This window comes from Microbacterium sp. zg-Y625 (assembly GCF_030246925.1).
Lineage (GTDB): Bacteria > Actinomycetota > Actinomycetes > Actinomycetales > Microbacteriaceae > Microbacterium > Microbacterium jiangjiandongii.
The window spans coordinates 181163-194911 of sequence record NZ_CP126740.1 but is presented as its reverse complement, the minus strand read 5'-3'; the positions used below and the strand labels follow the sequence as shown (position 1 = coordinate 194911).

The window sequence follows — 13749 nt, the reverse complement described above, 5'->3', positions numbered from 1 at the left end:
GTCCCCCCTCCGTCTCGCCGCGGTCGCACCGCGCCGGCGTGCACAACGTCGCCGATCCGACCGCCACCGGCACGTACGGCGGCCCTGCGGGCCCCAGCCCCCACAGGTTGGCGACGTTGTGCACGCGCACCCACCCACAGCACCCCACTGGCCGCCCACAACACAGGCAGAATCGCCCGCGCCGGCCCGGCAGCGCCCGAACACCCCCGGTCCACCGGAGTTATGGTGCGAACGCCGCCCGAGTAGGCTGGTCGCCGCATCCCACCCCAGTCTTCGAAGGAGCACCAATGGGCGCGTACGACGCCGTCATCGAGATCCCCCGCGGCAGCCGCGTGAAGTATGAAGTCGACCACGGCACCGGCCGCGTCTACCTCGACCGTGTGCTGTTCACCCCCATGGGCTACCCCGCCAACTACGGGTTCTTCGAGAACACGCTCGGCGAGGACGGCGACCCGCTCGATGTGCTGGTGCTGCTCGACCGCGATCTGTTCCCCGGCGTCATGGCGCGCGTGCGTCCCGTCGGCGTGCTGAAGATGAGCGACGAGGCCGGCGGAGACGACAAGGTCGTCGCCGTCATCGCGAAGGACCCCCGCTGGGACCACGTGCAGGACGTCTCGGACCTCGACGAGTGGACCAAGGGCGAGATCAACCATTTCTTCGAGCACTACAAGGACCTCGAGCCCGGCAAGTGGGTCAAGGTCGACGAGTGGGCGGATGCCGCCGAGGCCGAGCGCCTGGTGAGCGAGGCGTTCGACCGCTTCCGCGACCACGACGAGCAGACCCGCACGCAGGGTGAGGGCGAAGCTCCCAAGACCGTCTGACGACGGCAGTCTTCACGAGGGGCGGGTGCTGCGGCATCCGCCCTTCGTCGTTGTCAGACCCCGACGCCGCGGTTGGCCAGGAACGGCGCCGGGTCGATGCGGACGCCGCCGGAGTAGACCTCGAAGTGCAGGTGGCATCCGTCGGATGCACCCGTGTTGCCGGCGTAGGCGATCACCTGGCCGGCAGAGACCCACTGGCCGTATCCCACGGCGTATCCGCCGGGGCGGATGTGGGCGTAGCCCGTGACGATGCCGCCGCCGTGGTCGATCTTGATGTAGTTGCCCCAGCTGCCGCTGTAGGCCGCGAAGACCACCGTGCCGGCGGCTGCCGCGTAGATGTAGGCGCCGCACCCGTTGGCGAAGTCGATGCCGCGGTGGCCGCTGCCGCTGCAGTAGCCGTTGGAGCAGATGGTGCCGCGGTTGCCGAACCATGAGCTGATCCAGCCGCCGTGCGGCCGCACCCAGCCCTGGCCGCCACCGCCGCCGCCACCGCCACCGGAGTTGCCGCCACCGCCGCCTCCGCCGCCGCCGCCACTGGCCGGTGGCCGGGCTGCGTTCTCCTTGGCGATGCGCTCGGCCTCTTCACGGGCGCGGCGTTCGGCTTCTTCGCGGGCGCGGCGCTCGCGCTCCTCGCGCTGGCGGCGCTCTTCTTCGACGCCGGCCTGGTAGCCGGCCACGGTCTGCGCGGTGGTGTCCTTGAGGGCGGCGAGCTGCGCCTGCAGCGTGCCGAGGTGCTCGGTCTGAGCGGCGAGGGCCGCCTGGGCCGCCTCGGCCGCTGCCTGAGCCTCGACCATCTTGGCCTCGGCTGCGCGCTTCAATTCGTCGCGCGCGTCTCGGGCGACGGATGCCTGGTCGCTGAGGCTCTGCGCGTTGTTGCGGGCCATGACGGCGTCGGTGTAGACGGCCTGGTTGGCGGCGAGGAGCTTGTCCATCGTGCCGAGACGGGCGAGCAGATCGTCGGCCGTCGCCGCGGAGCCCGAGAAGAACAGTTCCAGCGAGGTGTCGTCGCCGCCGTTGCGGTAGAGCTGCGAGGCCACACGTCCGGCCTTCTGCGCGGCCTCGAGGGCGCGGGCCTCTTCGGCGTCGGCCTGGGCCTGCAGGGAGTCGGCGCGTTCGACCGCCGCCTCGTATGCCTCCTGCGCCGCCTGGTACTCGAGTCCCAGGCGCTCGGCTTCGCCCTGCTTGTAGGCGACGTCGGCGGTGAGGTCGTTGATGAGCTGCTCGATGCGGGCGACCTCGGCGTTCTTGGACGCCTCATTCGCCTTTGCCCGCTGCACGTCGTCCCACGAGGGGTACCCGGCGATCGCGAATGCGACCGGGGCGAACGGGGCGGCCAGAGCGCCCGCAGCCACGAGACCGAACGCGCCGACGGTGAGCGCACCACGCCGGGTGACGCCGCCCGCGAAGGCGCGCTGCTCGGCGGGGGTGGGCGCGCAGCCGCACTCTTCGGGGTCGTCGATGCGCGTGAACCGCACGCGGCACCTCATCTCTTCGCCAGATCGGGGGGAGTCGAAGACGTCTTCACAGTAGCAACATCAGTCACATCCGCAACGATTTTCTCGGGCGCATCCGCCCGCTCATCGCGCACATCCTCGCGCCCATCGTGCCGCCTCAACACCCCTCCGACCGGTACGGCGCGCCCCCGATTGGCGTTTTGGCCAACCAGTGCATATGCTTGAGCGTCGGTAAGCGTGAGCACCGGGTTCGTCCCACAGGGTTCACTCGGCCCCATCGTTTAGCGGCCTAGGACGCCGCCCTTTCACGGCGGTAGCACGGGTTCGAATCCCGTTGGGGTCACACCTACAATTGAATATGCATGGCCCTGTAGCGCAGTTGGTTAGCGTGCCGCCCTGTCACGGCGGAGGTCGCGGGTTCAAGTCCCGTCAGGGTCGCTCCAGAGCGACGGGCCCTTTTTCGGAAGGGCCCTTCGTCTCGGACGCGGCAGTCATCGCACGGCCGCGCGGCTCTGTAGCTCAGTTGGTAGAGCGCACGACTGAAAATCGTGAGGTCACGGGATCGACGCCCGTCGGAGCCACACGGGTGACCGTTACAGTCACCCTAGAAACCCTCGCCTAGCTTCTACATGGCGGGGGTTTCGCTTTTCCCTGGTGAGAAGCGGTTTCTGAACCGCTCCCCTGAGAGCGCGGGCGTTCAGCGGCCCGCATGAATCGCGCCTTGGACGTCGTGCGGGCCGGTCCCGGGCCGGGAACTCGGCTGAAACCACCCGAAATCAGCCATCACCAACGAGCGCGACTCCCGCGGAGTCACGCGGTGAATAAGCACTCGTGAGCACCCACCGAGCCCGCGAACACAACTGAAAATCGTGCGGTCACGGGATCGACGCCCGTCGGAGCCACTGAAACCCTCGTGAGGCTTCTACTCATGGAGGTTTCTTCATTTCCCCGGTCGTTCAGCGAGCGGCGCGAGACGAAACGCCCGAGGCGGATGCCGGTTCGCGAGCCTCATCTCTGCGCGAACGCCCCCAGCGCGGCTGCGTAGCTGTCGCGGTCTTTGCGAGTCGACTCGGTGATCAAGAGCGCCGAGCCGCCGATGATGCGCGTGTGTTCCCCACGACAGGGAATGGTGATGACCTTCGACAGCCCCACCCGCCACGCTCGGATCAGCGCGTCCAGCGACTGGTGTTCCGGCGACTCGGCCAGAGACCGCGGTCGATCGTCACGCCGTGCTTCGAACCGCGCCTCGGTCCACGCACGATAGTCCTCGGTGAACGCGGTGTCGCCGAAACGGTCTCGCCAGGTCGGCCCATGTAGCTGGCGAATCAGCTCACCCCGTTCGTCAGACCCGTGCGTGGCGCGTGCAAGCTCCTCGAACATGGACGGCTCAACGGACACAGCAGCGCGGGCGAGGGCGCCCTCCCACACCTCCGGCCACGCCACTTCCCACGCGTCACGATCTTCTGGGTCGCCGGCCGGCGCAGGCGGGTCCACGAGCCCAGGAGGAAGCTGACCACCGATCGGCCGCAGACCCCATGCCTCTCGAACCCATAGCAACGCCAGGAGCTGGTGGGGATCGTCGTCCACCGAGATCACCATGTCGTGCGGCCACGGGTTTGCGTCCATCGGGATGGTCGATCGCATCGAATTTCTCCTTCCGGCCGGTGGGCTCGTCACGCCAGTATTGCCCTGATGAGAGGCTCACCGACAGACAATGTCGACCTCACCGAGCCACCTGCCCTCCCGACAGACAGGAACCCCACATGACGAACACAGAGCCTGCCGGCTCGCGCCCCGGCTACATCGTGCTGCCCGCAGACGTCGCGCGCGGACGTAGGCACATGTGGGTCGCATACGTGCTCGCCCTCCTGGGCGGCGCGGTGGGCCTGCACCGGTTCTACCTCCGCCGGTACCGCAGCGGCCTCACCCTGGGGCTCCTCTTGCTGGGCGGCTTCCTCACCATCTTCATCGGACAGATCATCGCCCACGTCATCTCCGATGGGGCAGCGCCCGGCAGGACCACCACATTCGCAGACGACGCGGTGATCCTGCTCTCGCTGCTACCTCACATCGCGATTCTCGTGTGGGTGGTCGGGGATCTGTTCCGCCTCCCCCGGATGACGCGGGAGGAGAACGCTCCCGGAGCTCAACCCGCCGGCAGCGACTCTTCCGACGCGGTCATGCGGGGCTGACGAGCTGGATGAGATTGCCGCACGTGTCATCGAGCACCGCGGTGCGCACCGGCCCCCCGGGCGTCGGCGGCTGGACGAACCGCACCCCGCGCGCCGTGAGTTCGGCGTAGGAGGCATCCACATCGTCGACTGCGAAGGATGCCGAGGGGATGCCCTGCTCGGCGAGCGCCTCCACGTACGTTTTCGCGGCCGGGTTCTCATCGGGCTCCAGCAGCAACTCGACGCCATCAGGATGGTCGGCGTCGACCACCGTGAGCCACCGATACTCGCCCAGCGGAATGTCATTCTTCGTGACGAAACCCAGCACGTCGGTATAGAACGCGAGCGCCTTCTCCTGGTCATCCACGAAAACGCTCATGACGTGCAGTCGTGCTTTCATCAGTCCGTCCCCCTTGTGTCGATTGGCCATCGCAGGGTGATCTCCCGCAACGGCGCGGTGTTCAGCCAGTGGAGTTTCGTGCGTCCCACCCGTTCGGTGCTGATCAAGCCGCACTCCTCCAGCACTCCCAGGTGTTGAGATATGGCCTGCCGCGACGAGCCCGTGCCCGACTCGGCGAGCCGGCTGCAGATCTCGAACAGCGTGACACCGTCTCGGCCGACCAGCAGATCGAGGATCTGTCGGCGAGTCGCATCCGCGAGCGCCCGGTAGACGTCGACCATTCGCCCAAAATATGCAAGTCGCGACTTGCATGTCAAGAGCTCGATCGTGAATCCGCGAGCTCCGTAGATCAGTCGCGCCACCACTGACTGCCGCCGGGGTGGACGCACGAGGTCGGTGCACGACACGCTCCCCCGCGCGAGGGAGATCGAAAACCTCCCCCATCAGGCGGATGCTGTGATCCTGCGCCCTCCGTACGTTGGGACCCATGGACAACGAAACGAACCCTGAAACGACCGGAGGCGCAGCCAAGGGAACCGGCATCGGCATCGGCGTCGCCCTCGGTCTCGCTGTGGGAGCGGCGGTCGGCATCGCGGCCGACAACCTCGCCCTGTGGCTCGCGGTCGGCGTCGCCATCGGCATCGCCTGCGGCGCAGCCTTCGACGCCCGAGGACGCCGAAAGAACTAGGCGCTTCGGTCGCTGCCGCCCGTCCGAAGCCCCGCCGCCCGGGGCCATAGGATCGGCGGGAGCGCGTCGCCGCTGACGCGCAGCGAGGAAGATGATGTCAGGATCGGGCAGTTCGGCAGCCGCCACCAAACGAACGAGACGGCGTCGGCGCCTCTGGCCCTTGCTGCTGGTCGCGGCATCCGCCACCGTCGTCGTCATCGGCATAGCACTCGCCCTCCCCCGGCTGGCCGACGCGGACTCCCCCGCGACGCCGCCCGCAGACTCCCCGGCATCCGCACCGACGCCCGCACCGGCAGCCTCGACGCCCGCGGAACAGCTGCTGGCGGGCACGGACGACGCGAACGCCTGCGCCGTCACCTTCTCCATCGACGGCGCCGAGGTCGACCCGGTGCTCGTCTCGCAGGGCGCGCTGTACGGCGCCCTCCCCATTCCCCGGCGCGACGACGCGGTGTTCGCTGGCTGGTACGCGACGGCGACGGATGCCACGGCCTACACGACCGCCGCACGCGTCAACGGATCGGAGCTCGCCACGTGCGCCGACCGGCAGCAGACCCTGTACGGCTCGTGGATGACGCATGAGCGGGTCGCCGCCGAAGACGCGGCGATCCCGATCCTCATGTACCACCAGTTCACGACGAACCCCGAGGGCGAGGATGACTGGCTGCGCCTGAACTACGCCTACATCGGCGACTTCGAAGCCCACATGGACTACCTCGCGACAGACGGCTTCTACCTGCCGACGTGGGACGAGCTCAGCGCCTTCATCGACGGCGCTCTGTTCCTGCCCGACCGCTCCGTCATCATCACCGATGACGACGCCCACCACACCTGGCTCGAGTTGGCGGCCCCCATCGTCGAGGCCAAGGGACTGCTGGCGACGTCGTTCGTCATCACGAAGTTCCGCTCCGAGCCCGCTCCGAACCCCTATGTGCTGCAGCGCTCGCACACGCACGACATGCACGAGGCGGGGGCGGACGGTCAGGGACGCATCGTCAACTGGTCGCCGGAGCAGATCGCGGCAGACATGACGGCATCCGCTCAGATCCTCGGGGCGGCGGAGGTCGTGGCGTACCCCTTCGGTCACTACAACGGCACCGCCAAGGAGGGCCTGCGCCTCGCCGGATTCGAGATGGCCCGCACCATCGAGCAGGGCTACGTCAGGGCCGGCACCGACAAGCTCGCGCTCCCCTGCATCCGCATCGACTACGGCATGACGGTGGACGATCTCAGGCGCCTCGTGGGGTGACGGGATACCCTGAAGGACCCACCCGCCAGACGACAGGACGACCGATGGATCTGACGATCATCGTCCCGACCTACAACGAAGGTCCGAACGTCGTCGAACTGCTCCGCCGCATCGGCGACGTCATGGCGGGCCGGGACTTCGAGGTGCTGTTCGTCGACGACTCCACCGACGACACCCCGGCGATCGTGCGGGCCGCCGCCGCGACGACGCCCTTCCCTGTGCGCCTGCTGCATCGCGAGACGGCGACGGACGGTCTGGGCGGGGCGGTGCTCGAGGGGTTCACCACCGCCCGGTCGCGGTGGTGCCTGGTCATGGACGGCGACCTGCAGCATCCACCCGAGACGATCCCCTCGCTGCTCGACCGGGCCGCGGCCGGCGACGTGGACGTCGTGGTGGCATCGCGCTATGCCGCGGGCGGCACCTCGAAGGGCTTGGCGGATGCCACGCGCACGACGGTCTCGCGCGCCTCGAACCTGCTGACCAAGGCGATGTTCCCCCGCAAGCTCGCTGGATGCTCCGACCCGATGACCGGGTTCTTCCTGGTGAACCGCGATGCCATCGACATCGGGGCGCTGCACCCGCGCGGCTTCAAGATCCTGCTCGAAGTGCTCGCCCGCCGGCAGCTGCGCATCGCGGAGGTGCCCTTCAGCTTCGCGCCGCGTCACGCCGGGGCGTCGAAGGCCTCGTTCACGCAGGGCGTCCGCTTTCTCACACAGCTGACGATGCTGCGGTTCGGGCGCATGTCGGCCTTCGCCCTCGTCGGGGGGTTCGGTGCCGTCGCGAACCTCGTGATCATGTGGGGCCTCATGCGCCTGGGCGTCGAATACGTCGTGGCCGCCGTCATCGCGAGCGAGTTGACGATCATCGGCAACTTCCTGCTGCTGGAATACCTCGTCTTCGCCGACATGCGGTCGGAGTCGGGGCTCATGCGACACCGATTCCTGAAGTCATTCACCTTCAACAACGCCGAAGCGCTCATCCGCATCCCGGTGATGTGGCTGCTGGTGGAGGGCACCCACCTCTCCGCCGTGTTCGCCGCCGCCCTCACCCTGGTGGCCGCCTTCGTCGTGCGCTTCGTGTTCCACGCCCTCGTCGTCTACGCCCCGCGTCGCGCAGCGACCGCCGCCGCGACGCGCGCGCCGCAGGCCGTCGGACAGCACGCCGATCCCTGAGGTTCCGGGCCGCGCCCAGGCAGCGGCCGTAGGCTGATGGCATGACCGACAAGCCCGCCACCATCACGATGTTCGGCGCCGACTGGTGCCGCGACTGCCGTCGCACGAAGGCCCAGCTCGACGTCCTCGGCGTGGACTACGAGTACATCGACCTCGAGGCCGACCCCGCAGCGGCCGACGTCGCGCGCGAGATCTCCGGGCGCACGAACATCCCGGTCGTGGTGTACCCCGACGCCACACACCACGTCGAGCCCGCCGACATCGACGTCGAGGCCAAGCTGCGCGAGCTGTCCCTGATCTGAGGACTCGGGCGCGCGCCGCCGCGAGGCGACGGTCTCCCCCGGGCGGGCGCACGTTCCCCTCCCCGGGCAGCCGTCACCCGCGACCTATGCTGGACATCCCGAACCGAGGAGTGCACCCCGTGGCATCCGCTGAGTCCCCCGCCCGCGACGCCGATCCGGGCCTGCCCGAGGGGGACCGCGCGCGCCTGGATGCCGCCATCGACGACCTGCGCACCGGCTCCACGCTCTGGGGAAAGCTGACGCTGCCCCAGCGGCGCACGCTGCTGCGGCGCATCCGCGCGGCAGTCGTCGCCGTCGCGGAGGAATGGGCCGACGTCGCCTCGACGTCCAAGGGCCTCGAGCCCGGGCATCCACTGCGGGGCGAGGAGTGGCTCTCGGGCCCGTACGCGGCGCTCGTCGCGCTGGACGCGTACACCGACACCCTCGGCGCGCTCGCGCGCGGGGCAAGCCCCCTCGACGACCTGCGGGTCGACGAAGCGCCCGGCGGCCGGGTGCGCGTGCACGTGCTGCCGACCGCACCCATCGACCGCCTGCTGCTGTCGGGGTACACCGGCGAAGTGTGGCTGCAGCCCGGAGTGACCGCGGCCGAGGCCGCCCGAACGGCGGGCCTCGGACAGCTGCCCGGGGCCGACGCGGGCGGTGTCGGCCTCGTGCTCGGCGCCGGCAACGTCACGGCCATCCCGTTCCTCGACGTGCTGTACGAGCTGCTCGCGTTCAACCGCGTCGCGCTGCTGAAGGTCAACCCCACGCAGGACGACCTGGTGCCCGTCTACGAGCGGGCACTCGCCCCGCTGATCGGTGCCGGAATGCTGCGCATCGTGCGCGGCGCCGGCGACGTCGGCGCGTACCTGACGACGCATCCCGGCATCGACCACGTGCACATCACCGGGTCGATCACGACGTTCGAGGCGATCGTGTGGGGCTCCGGCGAGGATGCCGCCCAGCGTCGCGAGACCGGTGTACCGCGTCTGACGACACCCATCACCGCAGAGCTGGGCGGGGTCTCGCCCATCATCGTCGTGCCGGGCGAATGGTCCGAAGCGGACCTGCGCTTCCAGGCCGAGCACGTCGTGACCATGCGGCTCTACAACAGCGGGCACAACTGCATCGCCGGCCAGGTGGTGCTGCTCAGCGCGGACTGGCCGCAGCGCGAGGCGTTCCTCGCGGCGCTGCGAGAGGCATACGACGCCGCTCCCGCCCGGCCCGTCTGGTACCCCGGCGCGCAGGCGGGGGTGGACGACGCGGCATCCGCCCATCCCGGCTCCCAGCGCATGGGCGACGGCTCGCGGGTGCTGATCGAGGCGGCGGCGACGGATGCCGCGCCCGTGCAGACCACCGAGTACTTCGCCCCGGTGCTGGGCGTCGTGGAGCTTCCCGGCCTCGGGCAGGACTTCGTCGACGCGGCGGTCGCGCACGCCAACACCGAGCTCACCGGCACGCTCGGCGCGAACGTGATCGTCGACCCGGTGACGCAAGCGGCCCTGGGGGACGCGTTCGAGCAGGCCATCGCCGAGCTGCGGTACGGCACCGTTGCGATCAATGCCTGGACGGCGCTCGGGTTCCTCACCCCCACGTGCTCGTGGGGGGCCTACCCCGGCGGGACCCTCGCCGATGCCCCCAGCGGCATCGGCGTCGTGCACAACGCTCGGCTGCTCGACCGGGTGGAGCGGAGCGTCGTGCGCGGGCCCTTCCGGCCCTTCCCGCGCTCGGTCGCACCGGCGAACCTCGCCGCGGGCGGGCGGCCCTCGGTGCTGCCGAAGCCGCCGTGGTTCGTGTCGGCCCGCACCGGCGCCGCGGTGAGCGAGGGGCTCACACGGTTCCGCATGGACGGCAACCCCGTGCGCCTGTCGGCGACCCTGCTGCAGGCCTTCGGGGCGTAGCCGGGGGCGTTGCCGACCGAACGCCCGAGCGCACGCCGGCCCGCCGGCAGGCCCCACCGTGTGGGCTACTCGCCCCCGACGTCACCCGCGGCGAACCCGTCACCCGCGGCGAACCGGTCGGTCGCGGCGCGGAGCGCGGCGGCGATCCCGGGCTCGGCGGCCGAATGCCCGGCATCCGGCACCATCACGAACTCGGCCTCGGGCCACGCCCGGTGCAGGTCCCACGCGGTCATCATGGGCGTGCACACGTCGTAACGGCCCTGAACGATGACGCCGGGGATGTGGCGGATCGCACCGACATCGGCGATCAGCTGCCCCTCGCGCAACCACCCTCGGTTGAGGAAATAGTGGTTCTCGATGCGCGCGAACGCCGTCGCCGAAGCGGGATCCGACATGGATGCCACGAGCTCTTCGTCGGGCAGCAGCGTGACCGTCGACGCCTCCCACCGAGTCCACGCGAGCCCTGCCGGGCCGTGCACGGCCGGGTCGGGGTCCGACAGCCGCCGGTGGTACGCCTCGATCATGCGCGCGCGCTCGAGCACGGGGATCGGGGCGATGAACTGCTCCCACAGGTCGGGGAAGAGCGCCGATGCCCCGCCTTCGTAGAACCACTCCAGCTCATGGGCGCGCAGCGTGAAGATGCCGCGCAGCACCAGCTCGCTGACGGTGTGCGGGTGGGCCTCGGCGTACGCCAGCGCGAGGGTGCTGCCCCACGATCCGCCGAAGACCATCCACCGGTCGATGCCGAGGGTGCGGCGCAGCAGATCGATGTCGGCGACGAGGTGCCACGTGGTGTTGTGGCGGAGGTCGGCCTCGGGGGCAGCGGCGTGCGGCGTGGAGCGTCCGCATCCGCGCTGGTCGAACAGCACGATGCGGTAGACCTCTGGGTCGAAGAACCGCCGATGCCAGGGCGCCGTTCCGCCGCCGGGCCCGCCGTGGAGGAACACGACGGGCTTGCCCTGTGGGTTGCCGGACTGCTCCCAGTACACGCGGTTGCCCTCGCCGACGAGCAGCTCGCCGGTCTCGTACGGCTCGATGGGCGGGTAGAGGATGCCGTCGAGGTGCGTGTGGCTCACAATTCAGCTCCTGATGCCGAGAAGGTGTCGCACGAGGACACGCCGTCCTCGTAGCCGACGTCGAACCAGCGCTGGCGCTGCTCGCTCGAACCGTGGGTCCAGCTCTCGGGGTTCACGGTCCCCCCGGACTGCCGCTGGATGTTGTCGTCGCCGACGGTCGCGGCCGCGGCGAGCGCGTCGCGGATCTGCTCCTGCGTGGGTTCCTTCATGAAGGGCACGCTGTTCTCGTCGACCTGCTGCGGCAGATCGGCGACCCACGCACCGGCGAAGCAGTCCGCCTGCAGCTCGGTGCGCACCCCGTTGCTGTCGGGGCCCGAGCCGTTGTTCGGGTAGCGGTCGAAGACGCCGGTGATCTGCTGCACGTGGTGGCCGTACTCGTGCGCGAGCACGTAGAGCTGCGCGAGCGGCCCGGCCGTGGTGCCGAACTGGTCGCGCAGCACGGCGAAGAAGGTGGGATCGACGTAGACCGTCTCCTCCGGCGGGCAGTAGAAAGGCCCGGTGGCGTTGGATGCCGTGCCGCACGCGGTGCCCGTCTCGACATCGACGATGATCAGCTGCGGCGCCCGGTATCCGTCGAGCTCACGCTCCCAGAACTGGTCGAGGTTCAGCGACGCCGCCGCCAGACGGCAGTCGTCGCGCTCGTTCGCGTCGGCGCCGGTCTCGCAGTCGGCGATCGTCGACTCCTCGGTCGCGGCCCCGCCGCCCGACCCCCCGGCACCGCCCAGCAGCCCGCCGAGGTCGAAGCCGGTGAACATGCTCACCAGCAGCACGACGATGGCGCCGACACCGACCGTTCCGCCACCGACGAGGGCGGCGTTTCGCCCACGGCGTTTGGCGGTGTTCCCGCCCACGCGGGCGTTGTCGTTGAAGGTCACCCCGTAACGGTACTGGCCGCACGCCCGGGAGCGTGGGCGCCGGACCGGTGACGCCCCGCACCGGTGCCGTTACACGGGCCCCGACGCTCCTAGGCTCGGGTCATGGATGCCACTCCCGCCGCCTCGCCCGCACCCACCCAGACCCGCACCCCTGTGACGGTGACGATCACCGGAGCGGGCGGGCAGATCGGCTACGCCCTGCTCTTCCGCATCGCCGCGGGCGACATGCTGGGGCCCGACCAGCCCATCCGCCTGCGCCTGCTGGAGATCCCGCAGGGCATGCGGGCGGCGGAGGGCGCCGCGCTCGAACTGCAGGACTGCGCCTTCCCGCTGCTGCGCGATGTCGAAGTGACCGACGATGCCGCGGTGGCCTTCGCCGGCGCGAACCGTGCACTGCTGGTCGGTTCCCGCCCGCGCGCCGCCGGCATGGAGCGCAGTGACCTGCTCGCCGCCAACGCCGGCATCTTCGCTCCGCAGGGGGCGGCGATCGCGGCCAACGCCGCCGCGGACGTGCGGGTGCTGACCGTCGGCAACCCCGCCAACACGAACGCGCTCATCGCCGCGGCCGCGGCCGATGGCATCCCCTCCGAGCGGTTCAGCGCCCTCACCCGTCTGGACCACGACCGCGCAGTGGGCCAGCTCTCCGCTGCGCTGGACGTCGGCCCCGCGGCGCTGCAGGGCGTCACCATCTGGGGCAACCACTCCGCCACGCAGTTCCCCGACGTCGCCCACGCCACCGTCGACGGCGCACCCGTGCTCGCGGCCCTCGCCGAGAAGCTGGGAGGGGCGGATGCCGCCACGACCTGGCTCGACGACGTGTTCATCCCGCGGGTCGCCCGCCGCGGGGCGGAGATCATCGAGGTGCGGGGGTCGTCGTCGGTGGCGTCGGCCGCCAACGCCGCGATCGCGCACGTGCGCGATGAGGCGCTTGGCACCGGCCCGGGGTGGACGTCGGCGGCCCTGGTGTCCCGCGGCGAGTACGGCGTGCCGGAGGGGATCGTCTGCTCGTTCCCGGTGACCAGCGACGGATCGGGCTACCGCGTGGTGGAGGGGCTGCACCTCGACGAGCGCGCACAGGCGCGGCTGCAGGCGTCGGTCGCCGAGCTCGTCGCCGAGCGCGAGGCGGTGCGGGAGCTCACGGGCGCCTGACCCGCGCCGTGCGGCCGTCCGCCGCCGACGCCGCACCCCGGGCCCGCGCGCGCCCCCAACCCGGGGCGCGCCCCCGCTCGCCTGTCGCAAACGGCTCCCTACCGGCTGCCGAAGCGACCATTCGCGACAGGCGAGCACCGGCGGCGGCGCCGGGACAGCGGCGACGCGACAGGCGAGCACCCTGGCCCCTGCCCCGCGACGTCCACCCCGGCGACCGCACCCCTACCTAGCGGGGCGCGCCCCCCAGCACCCCCGCCCCACTCACCTGTCGCAAACGGCTCCCTGCAAGCCCCCGAAGCGACCATTCGCGACAGGCGAGCACCCTGGCCCCTGCCCCGCGACGTCCACCCCGGCGACCGCACCCCTACCTGGCGGCGCCCACCCCCGAGCCCCCCGCCCATCACCTGTCGCAAACGGCTCCCTACCGGCCCCCGAAGCGACCATCTGCGACAGGCGAGCGCTGGAGACGGCGCCGGGACGGCGACGGCGCGGCAGGAGACGGCGCCACGGCGGCG

General features: G+C 70.5%; 14 protein-coding genes and 3 tRNA genes. 11 read left to right on the top strand and 6 right to left on the bottom strand.

Annotation, left to right across the window (positions count from 1 at the left end; all coding sequences use genetic code 11):
* Window positions 1–287: 287 nt before the first annotated feature.
* A complete protein-coding gene (gene ppa / locus QNO14_RS00895; protein WP_257495379.1) occupies window positions 288–821 on the top strand; it encodes an inorganic diphosphatase in 534 nt (177 codons plus the stop codon).
* Window positions 822–874: 53 nt separating this feature from the next.
* Here ppa and QNO14_RS00890 read toward each other — a convergent pair whose 3' ends face one another.
* Window positions 875–2296, bottom strand: a complete 1422-nt coding sequence (locus QNO14_RS00890; protein ID WP_257507062.1) for a peptidoglycan DD-metalloendopeptidase family protein — start codon at window positions 2294–2296, stop codon at window positions 875–877.
* A gap of 249 nt (window positions 2297–2545) precedes the next feature.
* Between QNO14_RS00890 and QNO14_RS00885 the strand changes: the two genes are divergently transcribed.
* From QNO14_RS00885 to QNO14_RS00875, 3 genes are all read left to right on the top strand, one after another.
* A tRNA-Glu gene (locus tag QNO14_RS00885) sits at window positions 2546–2618 on the top strand.
* Window positions 2619–2639: 21 nt separating this feature from the next.
* Window positions 2640–2713: transfer RNA gene (locus QNO14_RS00880), tRNA-Asp, on the top strand.
* Between the two features lie 70 nt (window positions 2714–2783).
* A tRNA-Phe gene (locus tag QNO14_RS00875) sits at window positions 2784–2856 on the top strand.
* A gap of 427 nt (window positions 2857–3283) precedes the next feature.
* Here QNO14_RS00875 and QNO14_RS00870 read toward each other — a convergent pair.
* Window positions 3284–3919 (bottom strand): hypothetical protein, encoded by a 636-nt coding sequence (locus QNO14_RS00870; RefSeq protein WP_257507063.1) that lies wholly within the window; start codon window positions 3917–3919, stop codon window positions 3284–3286.
* Between the two features lie 119 nt (window positions 3920–4038).
* On the opposite strand from QNO14_RS00870, the gene QNO14_RS00865 reads away from it, so the two are divergent.
* A complete protein-coding gene (locus QNO14_RS00865) occupies window positions 4039–4467 on the top strand; it encodes a TM2 domain-containing protein (protein WP_257507064.1) in 429 nt (142 codons plus the stop codon).
* On the opposite strand, the gene QNO14_RS00860 is transcribed toward QNO14_RS00865, so the two are convergent.
* Window positions 4454–4825, bottom strand: a complete 372-nt coding sequence (locus QNO14_RS00860) for a VOC family protein (protein WP_257507065.1) — start codon at window positions 4823–4825, stop codon at window positions 4454–4456. The genes QNO14_RS00865 and QNO14_RS00860 overlap by 14 nt on opposite strands.
* 20 nt (window positions 4826–4845) lie before the next feature.
* Window positions 4846–5127, bottom strand: a complete 282-nt coding sequence (locus tag QNO14_RS00855) for an ArsR/SmtB family transcription factor (protein ID WP_257507066.1) — start codon at window positions 5125–5127, stop codon at window positions 4846–4848.
* A gap of 206 nt (window positions 5128–5333) precedes the next feature.
* Here QNO14_RS00855 and QNO14_RS00850 point away from each other — a divergent pair, with 206 nt between their 5' ends.
* The 5 genes from QNO14_RS00850 (at window position 5334) to QNO14_RS00830 (ending at window position 10134) form a co-directional block, all read left to right on the top strand.
* The gene (locus QNO14_RS00850; protein ID WP_257495373.1) at window positions 5334–5534 is read left to right on the top strand and encodes a glycine zipper domain-containing protein; all 201 of its coding nucleotides are present in this window, start codon (window positions 5334–5336) and stop codon (window positions 5532–5534) included.
* A 160-nt stretch (window positions 5535–5694) separates the two neighbouring features.
* Window positions 5695–6780, top strand: coding sequence for a polysaccharide deacetylase family protein (locus tag QNO14_RS00845; RefSeq protein ID WP_257507067.1), 1086 nt, complete (start codon window positions 5695–5697; stop codon window positions 6778–6780).
* A 44-nt stretch (window positions 6781–6824) separates the two neighbouring features.
* Window positions 6825–7952 (top strand): glycosyltransferase, encoded by a 1128-nt coding sequence (locus QNO14_RS00840; RefSeq protein ID WP_257507068.1) that lies wholly within the window; start codon window positions 6825–6827, stop codon window positions 7950–7952.
* Window positions 7953–7993: 41 nt separating this feature from the next.
* Entirely contained in the window at window positions 7994–8254 is a 261-nt protein-coding gene (locus QNO14_RS00835) for a glutaredoxin family protein (RefSeq protein ID WP_257495370.1), read from the top strand.
* 119 nt (window positions 8255–8373) lie between these two features.
* On the top strand, window positions 8374–10134 hold the full coding sequence (locus QNO14_RS00830; RefSeq protein WP_257507069.1) for an aldehyde dehydrogenase family protein: 1761 nt from the start codon (window positions 8374–8376) through the stop codon (window positions 10132–10134).
* A gap of 65 nt (window positions 10135–10199) precedes the next feature.
* Here the strand turns inward: QNO14_RS00830 and pip are convergent, their stop codons facing one another.
* Both pip and ypfJ read right to left on the bottom strand, forming a co-directional pair.
* Window positions 10200–11210, bottom strand: a complete 1011-nt coding sequence (gene pip, locus QNO14_RS00825; protein ID WP_257507070.1) for a prolyl aminopeptidase — start codon at window positions 11208–11210, stop codon at window positions 10200–10202.
* The gene (gene ypfJ / locus QNO14_RS00820) at window positions 11207–12085 is read right to left on the bottom strand and encodes a KPN_02809 family neutral zinc metallopeptidase (RefSeq protein ID WP_257495367.1); all 879 of its coding nucleotides are present in this window, start codon (window positions 12083–12085) and stop codon (window positions 11207–11209) included. Before ypfJ ends, pip begins: the two co-directional genes overlap by 4 nt.
* Before the next feature lie 102 nt (window positions 12086–12187).
* On the opposite strand from ypfJ, the gene QNO14_RS00815 reads away from it, so the two are divergent.
* Window positions 12188–13234 carry a malate dehydrogenase gene (locus tag QNO14_RS00815; RefSeq protein WP_257507071.1) on the top strand — a complete coding sequence of 349 codons (1047 nt, stop codon included), beginning with the start codon at window positions 12188–12190 and terminating at the stop codon, window positions 13232–13234.
* Window positions 13235–13749: the final 515 nt, after the last annotated feature.